At 68.0% G+C, this 22,542-nt stretch carries 24 protein-coding genes and 1 riboswitch; of the genes, 15 read left to right on the forward strand and 9 right to left on the reverse strand.

The window, feature by feature from the left end:
• Positions 1-206: 206 nt before the first annotated feature.
• Together U9J33_RS17470 and U9J33_RS17475 are read right to left on the reverse strand one after the other, a co-directional pair.
• Positions 207-3,203, reverse strand: coding sequence for a VIT domain-containing protein (locus tag U9J33_RS17470; protein ID WP_324699542.1), 2,997 nt, complete (start codon positions 3,201-3,203; stop codon positions 207-209).
• Positions 3,204-3,307: 104 nt separating this feature from the next.
• Positions 3,308-4,204, reverse strand: coding sequence for a LysR family transcriptional regulator ArgP (locus U9J33_RS17475; RefSeq protein WP_054441972.1), 897 nt, complete (start codon positions 4,202-4,204; stop codon positions 3,308-3,310).
• Between the two features lie 168 nt (positions 4,205-4,372).
• On the opposite strand from U9J33_RS17475, the gene U9J33_RS17480 reads away from it, so the two are divergent.
• The 3 genes from U9J33_RS17480 (at position 4,373) to U9J33_RS17490 (ending at position 6,286) form a co-directional block, all read left to right on the forward strand.
• Complete coding sequence (locus U9J33_RS17480; RefSeq protein ID WP_054441849.1) at positions 4,373-4,993, forward strand: LysE/ArgO family amino acid transporter; 621 nt, start codon at positions 4,373-4,375, stop codon at positions 4,991-4,993.
• Positions 4,994-5,017: 24 nt separating this feature from the next.
• Positions 5,018-5,647 carry an FMN-binding negative transcriptional regulator gene (locus tag U9J33_RS17485; protein ID WP_324699543.1) on the forward strand — a complete coding sequence of 210 codons (630 nt, stop codon included), beginning with the start codon at positions 5,018-5,020 and terminating at the stop codon, positions 5,645-5,647.
• A gap of 69 nt (positions 5,648-5,716) precedes the next feature.
• Positions 5,717-6,286 (forward strand): hypothetical protein, encoded by a 570-nt coding sequence (locus U9J33_RS17490; protein WP_132468870.1) that lies wholly within the window; start codon positions 5,717-5,719, stop codon positions 6,284-6,286.
• A 9-nt stretch (positions 6,287-6,295) separates the two neighbouring features.
• Here U9J33_RS17490 and ybaK read toward each other — a convergent pair whose 3' ends face one another.
• The 3 genes from ybaK to U9J33_RS17505 all read right to left on the reverse strand — a co-directional run bounded on the left by ybaK (position 6,296) and on the right by U9J33_RS17505 (position 7,997).
• Positions 6,296-6,769, reverse strand: a complete 474-nt coding sequence (ybaK, locus tag U9J33_RS17495) for a Cys-tRNA(Pro) deacylase (RefSeq protein ID WP_324699544.1) — start codon at positions 6,767-6,769, stop codon at positions 6,296-6,298.
• A 110-nt stretch (positions 6,770-6,879) separates the two neighbouring features.
• Positions 6,880-7,551 (reverse strand): methyltransferase domain-containing protein, encoded by a 672-nt coding sequence (locus U9J33_RS17500; protein ID WP_132468924.1) that lies wholly within the window; start codon positions 7,549-7,551, stop codon positions 6,880-6,882.
• Between the two features lie 35 nt (positions 7,552-7,586).
• Complete coding sequence (locus U9J33_RS17505; protein WP_132468869.1) at positions 7,587-7,997, reverse strand: cupredoxin domain-containing protein; 411 nt, start codon at positions 7,995-7,997, stop codon at positions 7,587-7,589.
• Positions 7,998-8,343: 346 nt separating this feature from the next.
• Here U9J33_RS17505 and U9J33_RS17510 point away from each other — a divergent pair, with 346 nt between their 5' ends.
• Genes U9J33_RS17510 through U9J33_RS17525 form a run of 4 tightly spaced genes read left to right on the forward strand, consistent with a single transcriptional unit; the run spans position 8,344 to position 11,981 of the window.
• Entirely contained in the window at positions 8,344-8,577 is a 234-nt protein-coding gene (locus U9J33_RS17510; protein WP_054441853.1) for an acyl carrier protein, read from the forward strand.
• The gene (locus tag U9J33_RS17515; RefSeq protein WP_324699545.1) at positions 8,574-9,803 is read left to right on the forward strand and encodes a beta-ketoacyl-[acyl-carrier-protein] synthase family protein; all 1,230 of its coding nucleotides are present in this window, start codon (positions 8,574-8,576) and stop codon (positions 9,801-9,803) included. The genes U9J33_RS17510 and U9J33_RS17515 overlap by 4 nt, the downstream gene beginning before the upstream one ends.
• Complete coding sequence (locus U9J33_RS17520; RefSeq protein WP_324699546.1) at positions 9,800-10,888, forward strand: type III polyketide synthase; 1,089 nt, start codon at positions 9,800-9,802, stop codon at positions 10,886-10,888. The genes U9J33_RS17515 and U9J33_RS17520 overlap by 4 nt, the downstream gene beginning before the upstream one ends.
• Position 10,889: 1 nt before the next feature.
• Entirely contained in the window at positions 10,890-11,981 is a 1,092-nt protein-coding gene (locus U9J33_RS17525; protein ID WP_132468868.1) for an NAD(P)/FAD-dependent oxidoreductase, read from the forward strand.
• 47 nt (positions 11,982-12,028) lie between these two features.
• On the opposite strand, the gene U9J33_RS17530 is transcribed toward U9J33_RS17525, so the two are convergent.
• Positions 12,029-12,631 carry a YbhB/YbcL family Raf kinase inhibitor-like protein gene (locus U9J33_RS17530; RefSeq protein ID WP_324699547.1) on the reverse strand — a complete coding sequence of 201 codons (603 nt, stop codon included), beginning with the start codon at positions 12,629-12,631 and terminating at the stop codon, positions 12,029-12,031.
• A gap of 248 nt (positions 12,632-12,879) precedes the next feature.
• Positions 12,880-13,109: riboswitch (cobalamin riboswitch) on the forward strand.
• A 236-nt stretch (positions 13,110-13,345) separates the two neighbouring features.
• On the opposite strand from U9J33_RS17530, the gene U9J33_RS17535 reads away from it, so the two are divergent.
• Genes U9J33_RS17535 through cobJ form a run of 4 tightly spaced genes read left to right on the forward strand, consistent with a single transcriptional unit; the run spans position 13,346 to position 16,582 of the window.
• The gene (locus U9J33_RS17535) at positions 13,346-14,485 is read left to right on the forward strand and encodes a cobalamin biosynthesis protein CobG (protein WP_054441856.1); all 1,140 of its coding nucleotides are present in this window, start codon (positions 13,346-13,348) and stop codon (positions 14,483-14,485) included.
• Positions 14,485-15,114 carry a precorrin-8X methylmutase gene (locus tag U9J33_RS17540; RefSeq protein WP_054441974.1) on the forward strand — a complete coding sequence of 210 codons (630 nt, stop codon included), beginning with the start codon at positions 14,485-14,487 and terminating at the stop codon, positions 15,112-15,114. Before U9J33_RS17535 ends, U9J33_RS17540 begins: the two co-directional genes overlap by 1 nt.
• Positions 15,111-15,836, forward strand: coding sequence for a precorrin-2 C(20)-methyltransferase (locus U9J33_RS17545; RefSeq protein ID WP_132468867.1), 726 nt, complete (start codon positions 15,111-15,113; stop codon positions 15,834-15,836). The genes U9J33_RS17540 and U9J33_RS17545 overlap by 4 nt, the downstream gene beginning before the upstream one ends.
• On the forward strand, positions 15,833-16,582 hold the full coding sequence (cobJ, locus tag U9J33_RS17550) for a precorrin-3B C(17)-methyltransferase (protein ID WP_132468866.1): 750 nt from the start codon (positions 15,833-15,835) through the stop codon (positions 16,580-16,582). The genes U9J33_RS17545 and cobJ overlap by 4 nt, the downstream gene beginning before the upstream one ends.
• Here the strand turns inward: cobJ and U9J33_RS17555 are convergent.
• Positions 16,558-17,307 (reverse strand): cobalt-precorrin-6A reductase, encoded by a 750-nt coding sequence (locus U9J33_RS17555; protein ID WP_132468923.1) that lies wholly within the window; start codon positions 17,305-17,307, stop codon positions 16,558-16,560. The genes cobJ and U9J33_RS17555 overlap by 25 nt on opposite strands.
• On the opposite strand from U9J33_RS17555, the gene cbiE reads away from it, so the two are divergent.
• From cbiE to cobF, 4 genes are read left to right on the forward strand one after another with little or no spacing between them, the layout of a single operon-like run.
• Complete coding sequence (gene cbiE / locus U9J33_RS17560; RefSeq protein ID WP_132468865.1) at positions 17,306-18,514, forward strand: precorrin-6y C5,15-methyltransferase (decarboxylating) subunit CbiE; 1,209 nt, start codon at positions 17,306-17,308, stop codon at positions 18,512-18,514. The two genes, U9J33_RS17555 and cbiE, sit on opposite strands and share 2 nt — an antisense overlap.
• Entirely contained in the window at positions 18,511-18,876 is a 366-nt protein-coding gene (locus tag U9J33_RS17565) for a cobalamin biosynthesis protein (RefSeq protein WP_054441858.1), read from the forward strand. Before cbiE ends, U9J33_RS17565 begins: the two co-directional genes overlap by 4 nt.
• Positions 18,873-19,658: a precorrin-4 C(11)-methyltransferase gene (gene cobM, locus U9J33_RS17570; RefSeq protein ID WP_054441859.1), complete on the forward strand. Its 786-nt coding sequence runs from the start codon at positions 18,873-18,875 to the stop codon at positions 19,656-19,658. The genes U9J33_RS17565 and cobM overlap by 4 nt, the downstream gene beginning before the upstream one ends.
• Positions 19,659-19,665: 7 nt before the next feature.
• Entirely contained in the window at positions 19,666-20,421 is a 756-nt protein-coding gene (gene cobF / locus U9J33_RS17575; protein WP_054441860.1) for a precorrin-6A synthase (deacetylating), read from the forward strand.
• Here the strand turns inward: cobF and epsC are convergent.
• Together epsC and U9J33_RS17585 are read right to left on the reverse strand one after the other, a co-directional pair.
• Positions 20,414-21,391, reverse strand: coding sequence for a serine O-acetyltransferase EpsC (gene epsC, locus U9J33_RS17580; protein WP_054441975.1), 978 nt, complete (start codon positions 21,389-21,391; stop codon positions 20,414-20,416). The genes cobF and epsC overlap by 8 nt on opposite strands.
• 128 nt (positions 21,392-21,519) lie before the next feature.
• Positions 21,520-22,371 carry a TauD/TfdA dioxygenase family protein gene (locus U9J33_RS17585; RefSeq protein WP_054441861.1) on the reverse strand — a complete coding sequence of 284 codons (852 nt, stop codon included), beginning with the start codon at positions 22,369-22,371 and terminating at the stop codon, positions 21,520-21,522.
• Positions 22,372-22,542: the final 171 nt, after the last annotated feature.

Consider the following 22,542-nt stretch of genomic DNA (forward strand, 5'->3'; position numbering starts at 1 on the left):
CGCTTTGGTTCGAGATGGAAGCCATTCCGGTGTCCCGGAGGGATTTGATCAAAATGGCCTAGTGCAGCGTCAGAAAGGCTTGAAATATAGACATATTACTACGCCTTCCTTCCTCGCTCTGAGCCATTTTTATTCAAACCTCGCAGGCGTGATTAATGGGTCCTGACCCTAGGTCGTAAATTCATAAACGGCACGCCGGGCGGGGTTCATTTCCCGCCCGGCGCCACGGTCAGCCGCCCGATCAGGCGCCCGCCTTCGGCATCCCGATCCGATCCTTTCTCGAAGGCGATATCGGCATCGACGAGCGTTTCCTTCATCGAGGGGCGCCCGAAATCGCGGATCATCCGCAGCATCACCCTTCCGTTGCCGTTCGGATTGATGCGGTCCGCGTCGAACCCGTTGATGCGGACGGTGTACTCCCCGGCGGGGGCCTTGCGGATGGCGTATTCCTCGGGACCGTAGCCGTCGGTCATGTCATTGGTGATATGGCCGCCGGAGGAACTGGTCTGGTAGCTGTAGAACACCTTCTCGCCGTTGGGCTCGATGACCCAGAGGTCGATGTCGGCATCGTCGTTCGTCCATTCGATGACGATCCGGATATCGGTATCGAGCAGCGCCACGAGGCGCGGATCGAGCTTCCAGTTTCCGCCTGCCGCCTCGATCGCGGGAATGAGGCCGTTGGCTTCCATCAGGGCCACCGTCTCGATCCCGTCGAAGTCGCGGATCGCGGGATCGAGCACGACTTTCGCCAGCAGTGCGAAGGCCCGCTCCAGATCGTCCTTGCCCGAGGGGCCGTGCGCCCGCCCGCGTTCGGCAAGCGCCAGCGCCAGCGCGCGGCGGGGCTGGGGCCGGAAATCGCTTCCTGCCGCAAGCGTCTCGAACAGGGCGACGGCGCGGTCGAGATCGCCGTCCCGTTCCAGCCGGAACGCGACGATCTGCCGGGTTTCGTCATCCACCACCGCGAGTTCCAGCGCCGAAAACAGGAGGTCGCGGGCGGCCCCGGCATCGCCCTTGCGCCGGAACCATTCGGAGGTTTCCAGATAGAAAGCCGGCAGCGTGCCGAAGGTCTCTTCCTGTGCCGCCAGCACCGCCAGCCGGTTCTCCGGCTTCGCAGCGTCAAGCGCGGCGAGGTAGGGGCGCTCGGCAAGGGCGCTTTCAAGGTCGAGGCCGATGGTCCGGCCGGCGAGCGTTTCGCGGGATTGGACATCCACGGCCAGCGGCGCGCCCTGGACCGGGCTTGACCGCCGCTGTCCCGACACGACGATGTTCGCCGCGTCATCGCCGCCCGCCGAAGCGGCCTGCGTGGCAGGCAGGATAACGGAGACCGGCGGAGGCGGAGCTATGTTCATGGCAGGCGGGGCCGGAGGAGGCGGAGGAGGAGGCGCCGCCCCGAGGACCTCAGCCGAACGGCCCTTCACACGGGGGCGCGGCTTGAAGCGACTGTTCCACCACGTCTTGTGCGCGGTCCATTGCTCCACCACGAATGCCAGCCGTTCCTGCCGCTGGTGGGCGGTTTCCTGATCGCGGGTTTTCCGGGCGCTGCGGTAATCGGCCATCCATTGCCGGGAAAAGCCGCCGGATGGAGCAATATCGGCATTCAGGTACTGGTCGGGACTTTCGAGCACGAGGAAGGCCATCGATGGCCCCGCCACATTGAAGGAACGGGCCAGCCGGACCATGCGATCATGCGCGAGCGGATCGTCGCCCAGCTGGTCCACCTCCTGGCTTGCCCAGAGCGCGCCGGCGGCGTTGAGCGGGGCGATCGGCCCGGAAGGGGCTTCGTAGACGCGTTCGGCCGTGCCCTTGCGGAGTCCCGCGATAGACAGATGCACTTTTCCGGTCTCGGGCATCTTGCCGACCGCGAACCAGCGGCCGTCGGCAGCCGGCAGGGTGCGAAACGGAAGCTTTCGCCCGTTATCGTCACGCGCAGCCAGAATGGCGATTCCGGGCTTGCCGAGGGTCTGGACGACGTCCTGCCCGTTTTCCTGCGTGAGGCGCAGGAAGCGGCCGCCCGCAGCTTGCGCCATGCGGGTCAGGCGGGCACCGTTGGCATCCGGCGCCGAGGCGATGATCGAGAGCGGGCAGTCCGGTTCGAACGCGGCCTGATTGTCCAGCGTCGCCACGCCGTCGGAGAACAGCAGGCAGGTATCCGCCGCGGGCAATTCCGGCTTTTCCAGCCCGGCGAAGCTGGTGCCGCCCCGGTAGGTCACGGCGGCTACGGCCCTGTCCAGTTCGTCGGCGCTGTGAACGGTCTGAAGGCGTGGCGCGTCGCTCGCAAAGGTCACGAGGTCGATCGCCTCGGGCGCGGCCTGTTCCACGTAGGCGCGCAGGAGCGCCCTCTCGCGGTCGAGCAGGTCGTCCCGGCGTGACAGCGAACGATCCCAGTAGATCCTCAGGCGGCCGCCATCCTTCGCGCCCGGACGTCGGGCCGGCGCGGCATCGCCGATCTGGAAGAAGTCGCCGCCCTTGCCGTGGTGCGACACCAGCATCCCGGCAACGGGATCGCCGCCGAGGATGACGATGCCGCCCGCGACCGGCCGCTTGGTTTCCTCGAGATCGGTGGACCAGCTGCCGGCCGCCTTGTGCAGGAGCGACAGCGGCTTGCCGCCGATCCTGACCTCGGGCGCCGCCCGGAAACCGGAGATCCGCGTGCTGACGTGGAGGGCGGTGCCGTCCTGCAGATCGAGCGGGAGGACGAGCCCCCGCGCCGGGTCGAAGGGCGCGGAAAGACTGATGCGGATGCGCCGGGGCTGGTTGCGGGAAATCGGGAAGATGCGGGCCTGGAAAAGGTTCGCCGCGGTGATCTCCGCCAGACCGGGATCGATGCCCTTTCGCACTTCGTCCTCGTAGACGTTCCGGGCTCTGGGCTGGTCCAGCAGTTCGCCATCGATCATGGCCCCGTCAACGTCCAGCGCATAGCCGGTGACGACCGCGTCGGTGGGCAGTTCCAGCAGGAAACGCGCCTCGTCCGCCGTGCCGGACGCATCGGTGAGATCGGCCTCGATCACGATGTCAGCAAGGCGTCCCTGCACCTGCACGTCGACATGGAGCCGCGAGATTTTCAGGCCCTGCGCATCGTGCCTGCCGGAGCCGTCGTCTATCCCGCGCTGGTATGCGGCGAGCTGCGGGTTCGGCCCCGTGTTCGGCCCTGGGGGCGGCGCTGCCAGGGCCGAACCGCCAAGCGGCAGCGTTCCGGCCGCCAACAGGCCCAGAACCAGTTTCGCAATGCGCCTGCAACCCATCCGCCGATATCCCCCCGCAATTGCGCCACTAAAACATGACCTTGGCGGACAGGCAATGTGGCAGTTCAATCCGTGATCAGGCTGGCGGCCGCCACGTCGCGCACGGCGTCTGTCAGCACGCGGAGCGAGCGGGCCTGAATGCGCGTGACGGTCCAGTAGAGCTTGACGTCGAAAGGGCGGCCGGGCGGCAGTTCCTGCAAGGTGCCGGCGGCGATATGCGCTTGGGTGAGGGGAGCGGGATGCATTCCCCAGCCCAGCCCCCGGAGCGCGAAATCGACGAACCCTTGCGTGGAGGGCACCCAGTGCGTCGGCGCGGCCAGCTTGACGCCATGAGTCTCGAAGGCCCAGCGCGCCTGCAGCGTGTCGCGGCGCTCGAAGCGGAGCAGCGGGGCCTTGGCCAGTGCACCGGGATCGATGCCGTTCCCGAAGTGGCGCGCGATGAATTCGGGCGAGGCGCAGGCGCGGTAGCGCAGCGATCCCAGTTCGATCGTCCGGCACCCCTGCACCGGCTCGGGGTCCGACGTCACCACGGCGTGGACTTCGCCGGAGCGCAGCCGGTCCGCGGTGTGCGCCTCGTCGTCCAGCGTCAGGTCCAGCAGCATCCCCGTCGCGCGGACGAAGGCGGCGGCGGCTTCGGGGAACCATGTCGCGAGACTGTCCGAATTGACGGCCAGCTTCACGGTCAGCGGGGCTGCGCGGCTGTCTTCCGGCGGGTTGAGATGAGGTTGCAGGTCGGCTTCTAGCAGTTGCACCCGGTCGAAGTGGGCCCGCAGGGTCGCGCCCAGCTCGGTCGGCTCGCAAGGCTGGCCGCGAACGATCAGGACCGCGCCCAGCCGTTCCTCAAGGCCGCGCACGCGCTGCGACACGGCAGACGGCGTGATGTTCAGGGCTTCCGCCGCGCGCTCGAACGTGCCTTCGCGGATGACGGCGGAGACGGCGGCGAGGGCGGGGTAGTCCAGCATGATGAAGCAGTGCTTCATCTGCATTAGCAAATCAACCTTTGCTAATGCTGCGCCGGCCTGCACTGGAAGGGACATGAATGTTCTGACCATCCCTTGCGTGTTGACGTTGATCGTCGTGGCTGCGTCCCTGCTGGCCTTGTGGGCCGGACTTGCGAAGGGTGCGCCGCGATGACGGGGGCTGCCTATCCGTTCCTTTCCGGCTTCGCGCTGTCCGCCGCGCTCATCATGGCGATCGGCGCGCAGAACCTGTTCGTGCTGCGGCAGGGGCTTCGGCGTGAGCATGTCGGGCCGGTCGTGCTGTTCTGCGCTTCGGCGGATGCCGTGCTGATCGCGGCGGGGGTGGCCGGGGTCGGCGCGTTCCTGACGGCCGTGCCGGGGCTGGCGACGGTGCTTTCGCTTGGCGGGGCGGCGTTCCTGGCATGGTACGGGATCAAGGCGTTCCAGCGAATGGCTGCGCCCGATGCGATGGCGGTGGCGTCTGGCGGCGGTATCAGCCTGGGCAGGGCGATCGCGGCGACGGCGGGTTTCACCTTCCTCAATCCGCACGTCTACCTCGACACGGTGCTGCTGATGGGCACGGCGGGCGCGGCACAATCAGCGGCGGCGAGGCCGCTTTTCGTTGCAGGCGCCGCGAGCGCGAGCTTCATCTGGTTCGCCGGTCTCGGCTACGGTGCGCGCCTGCTCGTGCCGCTGTTTTCCCGCCCGGCTTCATGGCGCATCCTTGACGCCATCGTCGGCGCGACGATGCTGGTGCTTTCGGCATCGCTGCTCGCGCGGGCCGCGTTCTGATTTCTTTTTTCCCGGAGCCTGCTCATGTACTGTCCCGCCGCCTTTCGTGAAGACCGTGCCGAGGTGCTTCACGCGGCGATCCGCGCCTATCCGCTGGCCACGCTGGTGACGCATGGCGCGGCGGGGCTGACGGCCAACCTGATCCCGTTCACGCTGGTGGCGCCGCCGTCCGGGCCGGTCTTGCTCCGCGCGCACATGGCGCGCACGAACCCGCAGGTGGAGGAACTGCGCGCAGGTGCCGATGCCCTCGTGATCTTCCAGGGGCCGCAGGCCTATGTCACTCCGGCATGGTATCCGGCCAAGCGCGAGCACGGGAAAGTCGTGCCGACGTGGAACTATATCGCCGTGCAGGCGCGGGGCCGCGCATCCGTTACGGACGATGCCGCCTGGCTGCGCGCGCAGATCGACCAGTTGACGGATGAGCAGGAGCGCGGCCGCGCCGTGCCATGGGCGGTGGACGATGCGCCCGCCGCTTTCATCGCCGGTCAGCTCAGGGGAATTTCGGGTATCGAGGTCCCGGTCGAGAGGCTTGAGGGCAAGTGGAAGGCGAGCCAGAACCAGTCGCAAGCCGCCCGGAGCGCCGTGGCTGAGGGACTGCGAGAGGGCGAAACTCCGTCTGCGTCCATGGCGGATATCGTTGCGGCTGCGACGTAAAGTTATGATATTGACTCGCAATAGCTAAATTGCATTAATATGAACTTCGTATCAGCGAAGGAATTGGTGATGATCGTTCATGGACTTCTCGCCGCCGCTGCGGCTTTGCCGCTGCTTGCCGCCAATGTGCCGGACGCGGCGATGAACGATGCCTTCGAACAGGCGCTCGCTTCCCCGCCGGTGCAGAGGGATACGCGATCGGCCGGCGATCCGCAGATCGATGCGGCGCTTCAGGCGGAAAACTGCGGCGTGGTTGGCTCCATCGATCAGCAGATCGTCACGATGAAGTCGGGTGTCGTCGAGGATTCCGCCGACCTCGGTTCGGCATTCTTCGTGCGATGTGCGGACAGTTCCGCCTTTCTCCTGCGGGAATTGCGGGAGAAGGTCACCGTGAAGGACGGAAAGGTCACCGGGCGGGTAGGCAACCTCGGCGGACTGGGCTTTACGGAAAGCCTCGCCGGGCGACCGGCGGCGTTCCGCTATCAGGATTTCGCGAAGTTGCAGCGGACGATGGCGACCATGGCATGGGTCGCCCCCGATGGCGCCCGCTATGCGGTCAGCACTTATGGCGATGCGGATCAGGACAGCGCCCGCGAACGATTGTCCGCGATCGCGACGAAGTTCGTCTCTCGCCTGTAACGGGGGCGTTCAGGCGGCGATGTCCGCGAATGTGGCGCCGAGAAGGGCTGCTGCATCGTCGCCGGAAAGCCTGGTCTGAAGGCCCCGCTGCCCGCCGTTGAGAAAGATCGCGTCCCACAGCAGGGCGGTCTCGTCGATCACTGTCGGCACCCGGCGCATCTGTCCGAACGGGCTGATGCCGCCGATCTTGTAGCCGGTCAGTCGTTCGGCATCGGCGGGTTTCATCATTGCGGCGCTCTTGGCGCGCAGGGCGGCGGCGGCTTTCTTCATCGAGACTTCGCCGCTGCTCGGCGCGACGACGCAGGCCGGCTTGCCGTCGGCAAGCAGCATGAGGGTCTTGAACACCTGGGCAGGATCGGCGCCGATCGCCACGGCCGCCGCCTGGCCGATGCTCTCTGCCGAAGGATCGTAGTCATAGGCGTGGAGGCTGAAGGAGACTCCTGCCTGTTCCAGCGCCCTTGTTGCGCGGGTGGATTGCGCCATCGGGAATTCCTGCTCGTGGTTGCCCGCAGCCGCCTAGCGCAGCGCGCAGCGCGGGCCAAGGGGCAGGACCGGCACGAAAAGGCGCCCTGATATCGGCATGTCCCGTAAGATCAGGGAAATTCCCGCTCCAGCGCGATGCGGAAGGGAAAGCGCCTCGCCACTCTCACCGTCCCTTCGCCCAGCCCGGCGTCGGCGAGCACCTGCGTCCATTCGGCCGGGCGAAGCGAACGGGCGATCGAAAGCTGGCCGTCCTCCCGCACGATGCGGTGAACCCCCAGCGTCCGTGCGAGAAGGGGGAAGCCGTAATAGGCGAAAGCATGGCGGTGCAGGTCGCACAGGAGCCAGCCGCGCCGCGCTTCACACTCCATATGGCGCAGGAAGCGGGTGAGCTGCTCGTCGGTCATATGGTGAGCGACCTGGCTGCTGACGATGAAATCGAAATGCTCGGGCTGGTCGGCATAGTCGCCGGTCCGATAGTCTATCGGGACACCTTGCGCCGCGTCCGAAGGCGTTGCGGCACGTGCTATGCCTTCGCTCTCCGGGTTGAGGTCCACCCCCACCAGCCGTGCCTCGATCCCGCGCCGCGCCGCCCAGCGCGCCACGGTGCGCAGCAGGTCGCCATAGCCGAAGCCGACGTCGAGCAGGCTGAAGCTGCGCCCAGTTCCCACCGCGCGGGAGAGGAAGGAAAGGGTGGAATGGGCCGTGAAGGTCCAGCGGTTGACCCGCGCCAGATCGCGCAGCACGGCGGCATAGGCGGCGCTGTCGAGATCGACCGCGTCCATCTGTTCTTCCTGGCGGACGCGAACCGGCAGGAAGCTCACTGCACGACGATCTTTCCGTTCATGCCGAAGGCGCTGTGCATGAAATGCGTGCAGCGAAGCTTGTAGCTGCCGGGCTGCGGCGCGACGAGGTGGATTTCAACCGTTTGCCCTGCTGCCAGCGGCACTTGCCCGTCGGATACCTTGGCACGATCCGCCTCGGCGATCCGCGCGGCCGAGAAGAATTCCTTCGCCGCGAAATCGTGCCCGCCGGAAGCGGTATTCACCAGCTTCAGGTCGTAGCTGGCGCCGTGTTCCAGCGTGATGGTGGCGGGATCGAACTGGAAGTTCGACAGGCGTACCGTCAGCACGCGCATTTCGGCAGGTGCCGTTCCGCCGGGTTGCTGCGAGGCGGCGGGCAGGGGAGCCGCCAGAACGGCGGCGGCGATGACAAGACGGCAAGTGTTCATGTCCGGTCTTTCCATTGTCCGTGCAGGGACGCGACTCCGCGCGGGCGGAGCATGGTTCGTTATCGCACCGTTCCGGCCCGCGAAGAAGCGCTATCCGCGTCGCTCGCCGCGCTTGCCAGACCGGCGGAAAGCGCGCAGTCTCCGGTCCTTACGATCCGGGTGGGATGCCATGATGAGAAGCCAATGTCCGCTTACGGCGTGCGTGCTCCAGGCAGGATACCGGCCTATTTCCCGGACGGGCTGAGGTCATGGCGGAGCTTGCGATTTCGCGCCCTGCCGGACCTTCCCGGCTCCGATTCCAGCCCCGATTCCAGCCCTTGGCCCCCGTCCCAATGGAGAACAGCCGATGACTCACGATGCCGATATCATCGCCTTGATCGCCAAGGAGACGGGCCTTCCGCCCGAGCAGCTCCGCCCGGAAGCCACGCTGGCCACGCTGGACATTTCCTCGCTCGATCTTGTCAGCATCCTGTTCGAGCTGGAGGACAGGTTCGGGGTCGAAATCCAGCCGGAGGAACTCTCGCGCGAGACCACGCTGGGGCAGTTGCTGGAACGCATCGGAAGCGCCGCGCCGCGATGACCGGCGCCTCGGGGCACCGCGTGCTCGTGACCGGCATGGGGTGTGTGAGCGGTCTTGGCCGGGGCCTCGCTGTCAACTGGGCGCGTACCCGCAAGGGAGACGGCGCGATCCGCCCGCTGCCGGGCCCGGCGCCGGTGGGCATGGCCGCCTGGCTGGAGGGCAGGCCCGCGGACGACATCCGCTTTCCGGGCGTGGATGGGCAGCGCCTGCGCCGCCTTGGCCGCCTCGATCCGATCTCCCAGTTCGCGATAGAGGCCGCGCTGGAGGCCGTCCGGGATGCAGGCCTTGCGGATCATCCGTCACTGGCCCGGCGCACGGCGGTCCTGATGGGCTGCGGCAGCGGCGGCAACGAAACGATCGACACAGGTTACGAACGGCTCTTCGGCAAGGACGAGGCCAAGGTCCACCCCCAGACCATCCCTAGCTCGATGATCACGGCTCCCGCCGCGCATGTCTCGATCCTGCTGGGCATCCACGGCCCGGTCTTTACCCTGTCCAGCGCCTGCGCCTCTTCCGCTCACGCGCTGGGGGAAGCCCTGCATATGATCCGCAGCGGCCGTGTCGACGTGGCGATCGCGGGCGGGGCCGAGGCCTGCCTCACGCGTGGTTCGATGGCGGGATGGCAGTCTCTGGGCGTGCTGGCGCCGGACACCTGCCGCCCGTTCTCGCGCGATCGGCGCGGCATGGTGCTGGGCGAGGGCGCGGCCGTGCTCGTGCTGGAAAGCGAGCGCCATGCCCGCGCCAGAGGAGCCCGCGTTCATGGCGAACTGGCGGGATATGGCCTGTCGAGCGATGCGTCGCACATCACTGCGCCGGACACTGCCGGGATCGCGGCCGCTATTCGCGCAGCGCATGAGGATGCATGCATCGGTTTCGACATTCCCGCCATCGTTTCGGCGCATGGCACCGGCACCGCGCTGAACGATGCGGCCGAAGCGCTTGCGCTGCGGGAGGTCTACGGCGCAGACCTGCCCCGCCACCGGGTGATCGCCACGAAGTCCGCGCATGGCCACATGATCGGCGCGACCGGGGCGATGGAGTTCCTGCTGGGGCTGATGGCCCTTGTCGAAGGCACGGCGCCCCCGGTGCTGAACCATCTCGGCCCTGACCCGGAGTGCGATCTTCCGCTGGCGCTGGAGCCTCAGTCATTTTCGGCCGAAGTGCTGATTTCGAACAGCTTCGCGTTCGGCGGGCTGAACGCGGTGCTGGTGGGGAGACGGGCATGACCTCGGCTATCGCGCATATCAATCGCATCGGCACCGCCAATCCGCCTTTCGCGGTTCACGATGCTTTCGTGCGCTTCGTCAGCGCAGAGCTGGCCGATGCACGGTCTCGCCGCCTGTTCGAGCGCATGGCCGCCCGCTCCGGCATCGCGCAGCGCTATTCCTTCCTCGAACCGGTGACGCTTGCCGATGGCACGATAACCGATACGGCGGGCTTTTATGGGACGGGGGCGTGGCCATCGACCGGGCAGCGCATGGCGCTTTACGAACGCGACGCGCCCCGTCTGGCCTTCGCCGCGATAGAGGCGCTGGAAATCGACATCGCCGCGGCGGGGATCACGCACCTCATCGTCGCTTCCTGCACCGGCTTCATGGCGCCCGGGCTGGACCAGGCGATCGTTGCCGGCGCCGGACTCGATCCCGGCGTGGAGCGGACGGTGGTGGGTTTCATGGGCTGTTATGCGGCCGTCAATTCCCTGCGGCTGGCGCATCATATCGTCCGTTCGACGCCGGAGGCGCGGGTGCTGGTGGTGACGCTTGAACTCTGTACGATCCATTTCCAGCGGAGCGGCGATCTGGCGAACCTGCTGGCGATGCTATTGTTCGGCGATGGGGCTGCGGCGGCTTTGGTGACGGCGCGGCCGGAAGGGATCGCCCTGCGCGATTTTCGGGCGGTGACGATACCGGGCACGGCCGATGCCATCACATGGTCGATCCGCGATCAGGGGTTCGACATGCACCTTGGCGGAGAAGTGCCGGCCCGCATCGCCGAGGCTCTTGCGGCGGATGCCTCCCGCGGAGACGACCGGGGGCTCCTGCGCGGCGCTTCACCCGGTGATGTCGCGTTATGGGCGGTCCACGCGGGCGGCCGCACGGTGCTGGATGCCGTGGAGCACGGCCTTGGCTTACCCGCCGAGGCGCTGCTGCCTTCGCGAACGGTGCTGCACGATCACGGCAACATGTCCTCGGCGACATTGATGTTCATCCTTTCGCGGATGCTGTCGGGCTCGGGCGAGGGAGATGGGCTGGCGCTGGCCTTCGGGCCGGGCATGGCGGCGGAGAGCTTCCGCTTCACCCTGGAACGCTGACATGGCCGATGTCCTCGTGGTCGGCGGGGGGCTTGCAGGCGGGGCGGCGGCCTGCCTGCTGGCGCGGCAGGGGCGGGACGTGCTCCTGCTGGAACGGGAGCATGGGCCGCATCACAAGGTCTGCGGCGAATTCCTCTCGGTGGAGGCGGCGGCGCATCTGCGCCAGCTTGGCGTGGACCCCGCTTCGCTGGGCGGTGTGCCGATCCAGCGGATCAGGCTGGTTTCGGGCACTGTGGAAGCGGAGGCGCCGCTGCCCTTCGGTGCCTGGGGCCTCAGCCGCCATGTGCTGGACGAGGCGCTGTTGAGGGAGACCATCGCAGCCGGCGCGCGGGTGGAGCGGGGCGTCAGGGTACTCGAACTCGGCGGCTGCGTGGCCCGCACGAGCGAGGGGGACCGAGAGGGGGAGTATCTGCTGCTGGCAAGCGGCAAGCTGCCCCTGCGCGAAAGAGGCACGGCGTCCACGGGGCGGGCGGAGGCTGGTTTCGTGGGGTTCAAGATGCATTACCGCCTTGCCCCTGCCGCGATGCACCGTCTGGCGGGCACGATCATGCTCTTTCTGTTCGGCGGCGGTTATGCGGGACTTCAGATGGTGGAGGGTGGACGGGCCAACTTGTGCCTCGTCGTGCGCCGCAGCCGTCTTGCGCAGTCCGGCGGGGACTGGACGGGCCTGCGCGCCCGGCTGGACGAGATCGCGGCGCTGCGCGAAATGCTGGCCGATGCGGAGCCGCTGTTCGACCGTCCTGTAACGATCGCCAACCTGAACTACGGCATGGCCCCGGCCCGGACCGCGAACAGCCGGGTGCTGCGGCTGGGAGACCAGTGGGCGATGACCGCCTCGCTCACCGGGGACGGCATGGCCATCGCCCTGCGCAGTGCCTTCGTCGCCGCGCAAAGCGTGATGGCGGGCGAGGACGCGCGGCGATACGACTGCAGGCTCGCCGCGGAGGTTCGCGGTCAGGTCCGGCGGGCCATGGCGTTCCAGAACATGCTGGACCATCCGGTCCTGCGGCAGGCCGGGTGCCACGCGGCCCGGTCCTTTCCTGCGCTGCTGACAATGGCCGCGCGCGCAACCCGCCTGCGCGAATGGAGATGACAGCGGGGCGGGAGCGCCGAAGGGGCGCTCGCCTTTGCCGCCGTGATCTACTCCTCGTCAGCCGGTTCCCCGTCTCCGCGCGCGTAATGGCCCACCAGCATTCCGGCGGCCAGGACATGGTCCTTGATCGCCGCCAGGAATTCCGAACGGCCCGGGTTCGTTTCCAGCACGGGCGCGCGGGAAAGCGCGAAGAGCTGAAACACGTAATCGTGCGTGCCGTGGCCCGGCGGGGGATCGGGCGGCAGCCAGCCTTCGGCCTGATAGCTGTTGCGCCCCACATCGCGCCCGTCCGGCGCACCGTCGTCGTCAGGGCCGATGCCGCCTTCGGGAATCGCCCGTGTGCCTGCGGGAAGGTTCCAGACGATGGCGTGGACAAGAGGCTCGGCCGCAGGAGCGTCGGGGTCTTCGACCAGCAGCGCCAGGCTGGTGGTGGCGGCAGGAACCTCGCCCCATTCCAGCGGCGGGGATATGCCTTCGCCATCGGCCGTGAAGCGGGCGGGAAGGCGCGCGCCGTTCTCGAAAGCGGGGCTCGACAGGTCTATGAAGGCGCCTTCCGGCACCAGCCCGGCGCGGACGATCGCCAGCTTGGAATGTCCCGCGCGGAAGTTGTGAAACAGGGCGCCAAGCCATTGAGGGACATGTTCGAGCATGGGATTCTCCTTCGTCTCGGTGTGCAACGTCCGGACCCGACCTGAGGTTTCGTCACCATCGGCGATGACTTCCGGGTTTCGGCAGATCATGACGCCTGCGCCGTCAGCCGCATTGATCGGGCGCAATCGGGCCGCCCGGTATCGCCGCCGCCGTGCGATATCGCCGGGATGCGCTTGCAGGGCTGCGCTGACGATTGGCATCGATCCCGTTTTGGGTTAGGCGGCACCTGCAAGCCGGATTTCGTCCGGCCTGCAACGATCGCGCGGGTGCCTTTCGGGGCTGAAATGGGAATGCGGTGCGGAGGAAACTCCCATTCCGCAGCTGTCCCTGCAACTGTAAGCGGCGAGCGAGATGCCGGGGCTCCCTCAACGGAGCCGGCCACTGGATGAAGGCGCCCATCGGCGCCGGTTCCGGGAAGGCCGCGTATCGAGCTTTGACCCGTGAGCCAGGAGACCTGCCGGCGCGTCGGTCGCTCTTGCCATGGTCCAGGGAAAGGCCAAGGCTCGGTACTCCGCGTGAGCGACGAACCTGTGCGGCTGGGGCTGCATCGGTGTGCAGGGATGGCGTATGTCGCGCCCGCCTGTCGTTGCGCACGGACCGACTTCGTCGGCAAGCCCCGGTCATCGTCGCCGCGCGCGGTTGAAAGCGTTTATGCGCGTCTCGTCGAAGCGTGCCCTTTTGAAAATCCAGCGTTCCCGCCCGGATCGCCGCACATGAGCGACTTTGCCGTGCGCGGCTGGTGCCCCAGTGCCTGGCGCCCGATGATGGCGGGCGACGGGCTGATCGTGCGCGTGCGGCCGCGCCTTGGGCGCCTGTCACGCGCGCAGGCGCTGGCGCTCTGCGCGCTGGCCCGCGAATACGGCAGCGGGGCGATCGACCTCAGCCGCCGTGCCAATCTCCAGATCCGGGGTGTGACCGAAGCCGGTTGGGCGGCCCTGCTGGAGCAACTGGTGGCGCTGGAACTGGTGGATGCCCGGCCCGATACCGAAAACCGCCGCAATATCCTCGTCGCGCCGGACTGGACGGCGGGGGACGACACGTTCCGGATCGCCGAGGCGCTGGCCAGTGCGCAGGTTCGCCTGCCGGAACTGCCGGGAAAGATGGGTTTCGCCGTGGACGCCGGAGCCGCGCCGATCCTGGGGGGAAGCCCGGCGGACTTTCGGATCGAACGGGGCGAAGGCGGCTGGCTCATCCTGCGCGCGGATGGCCGGGCGCTGGGGATTCCCGTTGCCGTGGACGAAGCGGTCGGCGCGCTGGTCGAACTGGCGGAATGGTTCGTCGCCTCCGGCGGGATCGCATCCGGCAGGATGGCGCGCCACCGTGCCGAGCTGCCGGGCTGGGCCAGGGGATGGGTCTCTCCCGCATCGCCGCGTCCGGTCATCGGCCCCGGCGCCCATGCCATGGGCCATGCCTGCGGCGCCGCTTTCGGCAGCGTGGAGGCGGCGGCGCTGGCCTCGCTCGTCACACGTTCCGGGGCGGCGGCCTTGCGGATCACCCCGTGGCGGGTGCTTCTTCTGGAAGGCGCGAACCCGCTCCCCGATCCTGTCGGGGATGGCTTTGTCAGCGATCCTACCGATCCGGCCATGCGCGTGGACGCCTGCCCCGGAGCACCGCTGTGCCCGCAGGCGACCGTGGCGACGCGGCCGCTGGCCTTGCGGCTGGCCGCGCACGTTCCGGGCCGCCTTCACGTCTCCGGCTGCGCCAAGGGCTGTGCGCGTTCCGCCCCTGCAAGCGTCACGCTGACCGGGCGAAACGGCCGCTTCGACCTTTCCATCGATGCCGCTGCCGGAGACCCGCCATGCCGGTCCGGCCTCGATCTCCCACAACTGCTCGCCCATTTCGGAGCCGAATGATGCCTCATCTTTATGAAACCGATGGCGCGGCGATCTACCGCCAGTCTTTCGCGACCATCCGTGCCGAGGCCGATCTCCAGCGTTTCACGCGTGAGGAAGAGCGTATCGCGGTGCGCATGATCCATGCCTCGGGCATGGTCGAACTGGCCGCTCATATACGGTTCTCCGCGGGCTTCGCCGAAGCCGCGATCGCGGCTGCAGCGCGCGGGGCTCCGGTGCTCTGCGATGCGCGCATGGTGACGGAAGGCATCACCAGATCGCGCCTTCCCGCCGGCAATCCGGTGATCTGCACGCTGCACGACCCGGCGGTTCCCGATCTGGCGAAAGCCATGTCCAACACGCGCTCGGCCGCGGCGCTCGAACTGTGGCGGCCGCATCTGCAGGGGGCGCTGGTGGCGATCGGCAATGCGCCGACAGCGCTGTTCCATTTGCTGAACATGCTGGAAGACCCCGCCTGTCCGCGCCCGGCGGCGATCATAGGGTGTCCGGTCGGCTTTGTCGGCGCGGTGGAGTCCAAGGCCGCGCTGTGGGAGGCGATGCCGGTGCCCTGCTGCATCGTCGAGGGGCGGCTGGGCGGCAGCGCCATCACCGTGGCCGCGATCAACGCCATCGGGAGCCGCGCGGAATGAAGCCGGGCACCGTTCACGGCGTGGGCCTTGGCCCCGGCGCGCAGGACCTGCTGAGCGTTCGCGCCGACCGTCTGGTGCGCGAGGCAAGGCATGTCGCCTATTTCCGCAAGTCCGGCCGCCCCGGGCAGGCGCGCAGGATCGTCGAGGGGATGCTGCGCGAAGACGTTGTGGAATTCGCGATGGAGTATCCGGTCACGACGGAAATCCCGCTGTCCGACCCGCGCTACAACGCCTGCCTTTCCGAGTTCTACGAATATTGCGCGGGCCATGTCGCGCGGCTGGCCGGTGCGGGCGAGGATGTCGTGGTCCTGTGCGAGGGCGACCCGTTCTTCTACGGCTCGTTCATGCACCTCTACACCCGCCTGTCGGGCTCGGTGCCGACACGAGTGGTCCCCGGGATCACCGGGATGTCCGGCGCGTGGACTGCCAGCGGCGCGCCGATGACCTGGGGAGACGACGTGCTCACCGTGCTGATGGCCACGCTGCCCGAGGACGATCTGGCAAGGCGCATTCGCGATACCGATGCCCTGGTCGTCATGAAGATCGGTCGCAATCTCGACAAGCTGCGGCGCGCGGTGGCCGCCGCCGGGCGCGAGGGAGAGGCCTGGCTGGTGGAACATGCGGCCATGGCGGAGCAACGCGTTACGCCGCTGTGCGAGGCGCAGGCCGTGACGCCCTATTTCTCGATCCTGCTGATCCACGGGCAGGGCCGCCGGCCATGAGCGGCTGGATCGCGATTGCGGGCATCGGTCCGGGTGATGCCGCGCTGGTGACGCCAGAAGTCTCGCAGGCGCTGGCGGAGGCGACCGACATCGTCGGCTATGCCCCATACGTTTCGCGCGTCCCCGCGCGGGCAGGGCTGACGCTTCACGCCAGCGACAACCGGGTGGAGCTGGAGCGCGCCGCCCATGCCCTGGAGATGGCGGCGAGTGGGCGGCGGGTCGTGGTGGTGTCGTCGGGCGATCCGGGGGTGTTCGCAATGGCCTCCGCCGTGTTCGAGGCGCTGGAGGCGGGGCCTGCCGCGCACCGCGCACTCGATATACGGGTGCTGCCGGGGATCACCGCGATGCTGGCGGCCAGCGCCCGGGCGGGCGCCCCGCTGGGCCACGATTTCTGCGCCATCAACCTCTCCGACAATCTCAAGCCCTGGGCATTGATCGAGCGGCGGCTGCGCCTTGCGGCAGAGGCGGACTTTGCGATGGCGTTCTACAATCCCCGGTCGAAGGCACGACCGCACGGATTTGCGCGCGTCCTTGAAGTCCTGCGCGAGACATGCGGAGAGGACCGGCTGATCCTGTTCGCGCGCGCAGTCTCCACGCCGGAGGAGGAAATGCGTGTCGTCACGCTGGGCGAGGCCCGGCCGGAAATGGCGGACATGCGCACGATGGTGATCCTCGGTTCCAGCCGGACCCGGCTGGTCGAGCGGCCGGGAAGGCCGATCCTCTACACGCCGCGGTCGGCGGCATGACCCAGCCAGCGCAGCACCTCGCCGGGGTGGTGAACCGCCTTGCCCCGGGCGGGCGCTGGGCGGTCGATCATGAGCACGGGCACGCCGAGGCGGCGCGCGGCGATGAGCTTGGCCTCCGCCCCGGTGCCCCCGGCATTCTTGCAGACGATCAGGTCGATGGCATGGTCCCGCAGCAGGCGCGTGTCGGCCTCGGCGGTGAAGGGGCCGCGATCGACCACCAGATGATGGTCGGGAAGCGCGGGCGCCTGTTCCGGGCGGTCCACGAAGCGCAGCAGGTAGTGGTGCTGACCCTGCACCGCGAAAGCGTTCACATGCATCCGGCCGAGTGCCAGCATGACCCTGCGCGGCGGCCCGGCAAGCGCCGAAACGGCGGCCTCGATATCCGCCGCATGCTGCCAGCGGTCGCCTCGGGCGGGTTGCCACGGGGGGCGGGTGAGCCGGATGTGCGGCGTTGCAGTGTTCCGGGCGGCGGCCAGCGCGTGCGCGCTCATGGTCGCGGCGAACGGATGCGTGGCATCTACCAGATGGGTGACCCGGTGTTCCCGCAAATAGCGTTCCAGTCCCTCGATGCCGCCGAAACCGCCGATACGCACCGGCACCGGCTGCGCCTTCGGCCGTTCGACGCGCCCCGCATAGCTCAGTGTCGCGGTGAGCCCGCGCTCCGCCAGGGAGGCGACCAGCGCGCTGGCTTCCGTCGTCCCGCCGAGAACCAGGATATGGGAAATGCCGGAAACTCCTGAACAGCCATGGCTTACCATCGTCGGCATGGGTGAGGACGGGCTTTCCGGTCTCTCCGATGCAAGCCGCGAGGCACTGGCCGGTGCCGAACTGGTGACCGGCGCCGCACGCCACCTCGGGCTCCTGCCCGCCTCTACAGGTGAGCGGATGACGTGGCCAGTGCCCTTCGCCGATGGACTGGAACCGCTGCTGGCCCATCGCGGCAGGCGCGTGGTCATGCTGGCATCGGGCGATCCGTTCTGGTTCGGCGCAGGCAGTGTCGTGACCCGGCATCTGCGACGGGACGAATGGACCGCGCATCCCGCACCTTCGGTCTTTGCGCTGGCCGCCTCGCGGCTTGGCTGGCCGATCGAGGGCACGGCCTGCCTCGGCCTTCACGCGGCGCCGCTTGGCCGCCTGCGCCGCCACATCGCACCGGGGCGAAGGGCGCTGGTTTTGGTTCGTGACGGCGCGGCGGCGGTGGCGGTGGCCCGTTATCTCGCGGAACTGGGCTTCGGAGCTTCGGAGCTTTCCGTGCTCGAAGCGCTGGGCGGCCCGCGCGAGCGCATACGCCATTCGGCCGCGGAAGAGCTTGACTTCGCCGATATCGCGCACCCCGCGGCGCTGGGTATCCGTTTTGCCGGAAACGGCGCGGTTCTGCCCTGCGGCACCGGCCTGCCGGACGACTGGTTCGCGCATGACGGACAGATCAGCAAGCGCCCGGTGCGGGCCCTCACGCTTTCGGCGCTGGCGCCGCGTCAGGGCGAGACCCTGTGGGATATCGGCACCGGCTCGGGGTCCATTGCGATAGAGTGGCTGCTTGCGCACCCGGACATGCAGGCCATTGCCTTCGAGAGCGACCCCGCGCGTGCGGCGCGGGCGCGGGCCAATGCGGCGGCGCTGGGGGCCGATCGGCTGTCCGTGGTGGAAGGCCGCGCGCCTGCCGTGCTGGCCGGGCAGGCCGCGCCCGATGCGGTTTTCATCGGCGGCGGGCTCTGTGCGGAGCTTCTGGAATGTCTCTGGACCGTGCTGAGGCCGGGCGCACGTCTCGTCGCCAATGCCGTCACACTGGAATCGGAGGCCTTGCTGGCGCAATGGCACGGGGCGAGGGGGGGCAGTCTCCTGCGGATCGAACTGTCCGAAGCGGCGCCGCTGGGCGCGAAGCGCGGCTGGAGGGCAAGCTATCCGATCGTCCAGTGGAGCGTGGTGCTGTGATCGTGGCTGGTTTCGGATTTCGCGCGGGCGCGAACCTCGTCTCTCTGGAGCGCGCGCTGGAAGGGGCCTGCGCAGGCCTGCCGCCGATTGCGGCGCTGGCCGCCCCTTGCGACAAGGCCCCCCAGCTCAAGGCGCTGGCCGACCGTCTCGGCCTGCCGCTGCTGGCCATCGATGCCGAGCGGCTCCGCGCCGCATCCACGATCACCCGCTCCGCCGCAAGCCTTGCCGCGCGGGGAACCGGCAGCGTGGCCGAAGCTGCCGCGCTTGCCGCCTGCGGTCCGGCCGCGAGGCTGCTCGCCCCCCGCCACGTTTCATCTGACCGCATGGCGACTTGCGCCATCGCCGAGGGAGTTCAACCATGACCGTTCATTTCATCGGAGCCGGTCCCGGCGCGCCCGACCTGTTGACGCTGCGCGGGCGAGATCTGATCGCGGCGAGCCCGGTGTGCCTCTATGCCGGTTCGCTCGTGCCTGCCGCCATCCTCGACCATTGCCCGCCGGGCGCGCGCATCGTGAACACCGCTTCGATGGCGCTGGACGAAATCGTGGCCGCGATCCGCGAAGCCCATGACGCGGGGCAGGACGTGGCGCGGCTCCATTCGGGCGACCTATCGATCTGGTCGGCCATGGGGGAGCAGGTCAGGCGGCTGCGGGCGCTGGGCATTCCGTTCACGGTGACCCCCGGCGTTCCGGCATTCGCGGCGGCGGCGGCAGCGCTGGAGGCCGAATTGACGGTGCCCGCGCTGGCCCAGTCGCTGGTCCTTACCCGCACGCCCGGGCGGGCGAGCGCCATGCCCGAGGCCGAGAGCCTGACACGGTTCGCCGCGACCGGAGCGACGCTGGCGATTCACCTGTCGATCCACAATCTCGGGCAGGTGGTGCGGGATCTGCTCCCCGCTTACGGCACGGATTGCCCGGTCGCCGTGGTGTGGCGGGCAAGCTGGCCGGACGAGCGTGTCGTGCGCGCCAGCCTCGGTTCGGTGGAAGCCGCGGTGGCGGGGAGCATGGAGCGGACGGCGCTGATCCTCGTGGGCAAGGCGCTGGGGCAGGGCGTGTCCGGCGAGAGCAGCCTCTATGCCGCAGGTTACGACCGCCGGTTCCGCCCGCAAACGGCCGAATCCCGGTTCGCCGGGCTGGAAGAGTGACGGCCGCGTGATCGACCTTCATCTCATCGGGATCGGCACCGGCAATCCCGATCACTTGACCTTGGCGGCGGTGAAGGCACTGAACCAGGCGGACCTGATCCTGTTGCCGCGTAAGGGCGAACGCAAGTCGGACCTGCTGGACCTGCGCCGCGCGATCTGCGGTGCCGTGCTGACGCAGCCCGTGCGCATCGCCGAATTCGATCTGCCGGAACGCTCGCCGGTGCCGCCCTACCTTGAGGCGGTGGGAGACTGGCACGGCGCAATCGCCCGCGTCTGGGCCGATCAGATCGGTGCGCATCTGCCGCAGGGCGGCAAGCTGGCGCTGCTGGTCTGGGGAGATCCCTCCCTTTACGACAGCACGCTGCGGATCGCGGGCCTGCTCGCGGAGGGCGGAATGGCCCTGCGCACGCAGGTCGTGCCGGGCATAACCAGCATCCAGGCACTGACGGCGGCGCATTGCATCCCGCTCAACACTCTGGGTTCACCCGTCACGATCACCACCGGACGCCGCCTTCGGGAGGATGGGTGGCCGCAGGGCGCGGAAACGGTCGTGGTCATGCTTGATGGCATGTGCGCTTTTTCCGCGCTGCCGCAAGAGGGCCTGACGATCTGGTGGGGCGCCTATCTCGGCATGGCACATGAAGCGCTGGTCCACGGGCCGCTGGCCACGGCCGGGCCGCAGATCGTCCGGCACCGGGCCGAACTGCGCGCCAGCCATGGCTGGATCATGGACGTCTACCTGCTGCGCCGGGCCGTCAGTTAAGCGAGCCGGGAGCGGGCGCAACCTTGCCGTTCTGGCTCGTCACCAGGTTCTCCCGGGCCTGATACACCCGGCTGTGCGCGGGAACCCCGTGCGTGAGCCAGACATTGCCGCCGATCTCGGAGCCCTTGCCGATCGTCACCCGGCCCAGGATCGTCGCGCCGGCGTAGATCACCACGTCGTCCTCGATGATCGGATGGCGCGGCGTGGCCTTGACCAGCGCACCCGAAGGATCGGCGGGAAAGTTCTTCGCGCCCAGCGTCACGCCCTGATAGATGCGAACGTTGTCGCCGATGATCGCGGTTTCCCCGATGACCACGCCGGTGCCGTGATCGATGAAGAACCCCTGTCCGATCTGTGCGCCGGGGTGAATGTCGATCCCCGTTCGGCTATGCGAGATTTCCGAGAGGATGCGCGCCACCAGCGGTACGCCCAGCAGGTGCAGGGCGTGGGCAAGGCGGTGATGGATGATCGCCAGCAGTCCGGGATAGCAGATCAGCACTTCGTCGAGGCTGCGCGCCGAAGGGTCGCCGCGATAGGCGGCTTCGATATCTATATCGAGCAGGCGCCGGATCGCGGGGAGCTGGCGGGAAAACCCGGCGACCAGTTCCGAGGCATGGCGATCGATCGCGCCCTTGTCCTGCGTGCCGGAGGAATATGTCAGTTCGAGCCGCAACTGGGCCTGAAGCCGGCTCAGCGCGATCTGCAGGGACTGAGTTACGAAGGTGTCCTCGTTGTGCAGGCGGACGAAATCGGGGCCGAGCCTGAGCGGGAACAGCGCGCCGCAAAGTTCGTCGGCCACTTTTGCAAGGCGCACGCGGGAAGGGAAGCTCTCCACCCCATATTCCGAATGCTGGGTATTGGTGGTGCGCCAGTGATGCCGGATCTCCGCGAGTTCGCGGACAATGCTGCCGACATCCCAGAAGTCGTCCTCCCCGGCGTTCGCGCTGATATGTTCCGGCTCGCTGCTCATGACGTTCATATTCCCGGCCAATTACCGTGCTTCCCTCGAAAGAAACGGCGATGCCCCTGCCGCTTTCCGGTGCGGGGCTGGCGACCCCGTCCGAGGGAATCCCACGGGGCCGATCGGTCCACGCCGCCTCAGCGCAGCACTTCGCCCTCGATCGTGATGCGATGCATTTCGCGGCGGTGGCCGTGATAATCGTTGTAGGCGTAATGCCAGGTCGCGCGGTTGTCCCAGAAGGCGATCGAGCCGTCCCGCCAGTGGAAATCCTCCTGGAATTCCGGCTTCACGCAGTGTGCGTAGATCTCCTGGAGCAACTCCTGGGAAGCGTCTTCGGAAAGGCCCTGGATGCGCACCGTGAAACTGGGGTTCACGTAGATCGCGCGCTTGCCGCTGAGCGGATGGGTTATCACCATCGGATGAACCGGATCGTCCAGCACGTCGGCCGCGCCGGAGTTGCCGATGCGGCCGTCCTGTCGGGTATCCTGCGCGGCTTCGTAGACCCCGGCCTTGCTGCCGAAGACATGGCGCGCCGAATGGACGGCGCTGCGGCCTTCGATCCGGGCGCGCAGGGCTTCGGGCAGGCCGTCATAGGCGGCATACATCGAGGCGAAGGCCGTCGCGCCGCCTTGCGCGGGCAGTTCGCGGGCGACAAGGATCGATCCAAGCGCGGGCTCGAAATCGTAGGAATGGTCCGTATGCCAGCCGCCGCCGATATTGTGCTGCTGATCCGGTTCCTTCACGACGAGCGCGATCTCGGGATAGCCCGGGTGCGCGGCGAAGAAGCGGTTGATGTTGATCTCCCCCCAGTTCCGGGCGAAGGCGATGTGCTGTTCCTCGCTGATGGACTGATCGCGGAAGAACACCACCCCATGCTCCGCGAAGGCGGCGCGAATGGCGGCAAGATCACCGGTTGCGAAGGGCCGGGACAAGTCGATGCCCAGGATTTCGGCACCGACGCGCCCGTGCTTGCGGATTTCGAGAGTCATGCCGAAACCTTTTCTTGGCCGGATTTCCGGATGGATCGGTGCAAACCGGTGTCGTGAAAACTCATCCTTCGTATCGCCCCTGAGTTATGGGGAACACGAAGCCTGGCGTTGTCGCCCCGAGCATCGCGCGCTTTAGCTGTTGGTTACGCGGAGCAAGCTGCTTCCCGGTCA

Source organism: Novosphingobium sp. RL4 (genome assembly GCF_035658495.1).
Lineage (GTDB): Bacteria > Pseudomonadota > Alphaproteobacteria > Sphingomonadales > Sphingomonadaceae > Novosphingobium.

Coding starts and splice junctions, on each gene's coding strand:
- U9J33_RS17475 (WP_054441972.1), bottom strand. CDS start 4,204: ATGCTGGACTACCCCGCCCTCGCCGCCGTCTCCGCCGTCATCCGCGAA.
- U9J33_RS17480 (WP_054441849.1), top strand. CDS start 4,373: ATGACGGGGGCTGCCTATCCGTTCCTTTCCGGCTTCGCGCTGTCCGCC.
- U9J33_RS17485 (WP_324699543.1), top strand. CDS start 5,018: ATGTACTGTCCCGCCGCCTTTCGTGAAGACCGTGCCGAGGTGCTTCAC.
- U9J33_RS17490 (WP_132468870.1), top strand. CDS start 5,717: ATGATCGTTCATGGACTTCTCGCCGCCGCTGCGGCTTTGCCGCTGCTT.
- ybaK (WP_324699544.1), bottom strand. CDS start 6,769: ATGGCGCAATCCACCCGCGCAACAAGGGCGCTGGAACAGGCAGGAGTC.
- U9J33_RS17500 (WP_132468924.1), bottom strand. CDS start 7,551: ATGGACGCGGTCGATCTCGACAGCGCCGCCTATGCCGCCGTGCTGCGC.
- U9J33_RS17505 (WP_132468869.1), bottom strand. CDS start 7,997: ATGAACACTTGCCGTCTTGTCATCGCCGCCGCCGTTCTGGCGGCTCCC.
- U9J33_RS17510 (WP_054441853.1), top strand. CDS start 8,344: ATGACTCACGATGCCGATATCATCGCCTTGATCGCCAAGGAGACGGGC.
- U9J33_RS17515 (WP_324699545.1), top strand. CDS start 8,574: ATGACCGGCGCCTCGGGGCACCGCGTGCTCGTGACCGGCATGGGGTGT.
- U9J33_RS17520 (WP_324699546.1), top strand. CDS start 9,800: ATGACCTCGGCTATCGCGCATATCAATCGCATCGGCACCGCCAATCCG.
- U9J33_RS17525 (WP_132468868.1), top strand. CDS start 10,890: ATGGCCGATGTCCTCGTGGTCGGCGGGGGGCTTGCAGGCGGGGCGGCG.
- U9J33_RS17530 (WP_324699547.1), bottom strand. CDS start 12,631: ATGCTCGAACATGTCCCTCAATGGCTTGGCGCCCTGTTTCACAACTTC.
- U9J33_RS17535 (WP_054441856.1), top strand. CDS start 13,346: ATGAGCGACTTTGCCGTGCGCGGCTGGTGCCCCAGTGCCTGGCGCCCG.
- U9J33_RS17540 (WP_054441974.1), top strand. CDS start 14,485: ATGCCTCATCTTTATGAAACCGATGGCGCGGCGATCTACCGCCAGTCT.
- U9J33_RS17545 (WP_132468867.1), top strand. CDS start 15,111: ATGAAGCCGGGCACCGTTCACGGCGTGGGCCTTGGCCCCGGCGCGCAG.
- cobJ (WP_132468866.1), top strand. CDS start 15,833: ATGAGCGGCTGGATCGCGATTGCGGGCATCGGTCCGGGTGATGCCGCG.
- cbiE (WP_132468865.1), top strand. CDS start 17,306: ATGCCGGAAACTCCTGAACAGCCATGGCTTACCATCGTCGGCATGGGT.
- cobM (WP_054441859.1), top strand. CDS start 18,873: ATGACCGTTCATTTCATCGGAGCCGGTCCCGGCGCGCCCGACCTGTTG.
- epsC (WP_054441975.1), bottom strand. CDS start 21,391: ATGAGCAGCGAGCCGGAACATATCAGCGCGAACGCCGGGGAGGACGAC.
- U9J33_RS17585 (WP_054441861.1), bottom strand. CDS start 22,371: ATGACTCTCGAAATCCGCAAGCACGGGCGCGTCGGTGCCGAAATCCTG.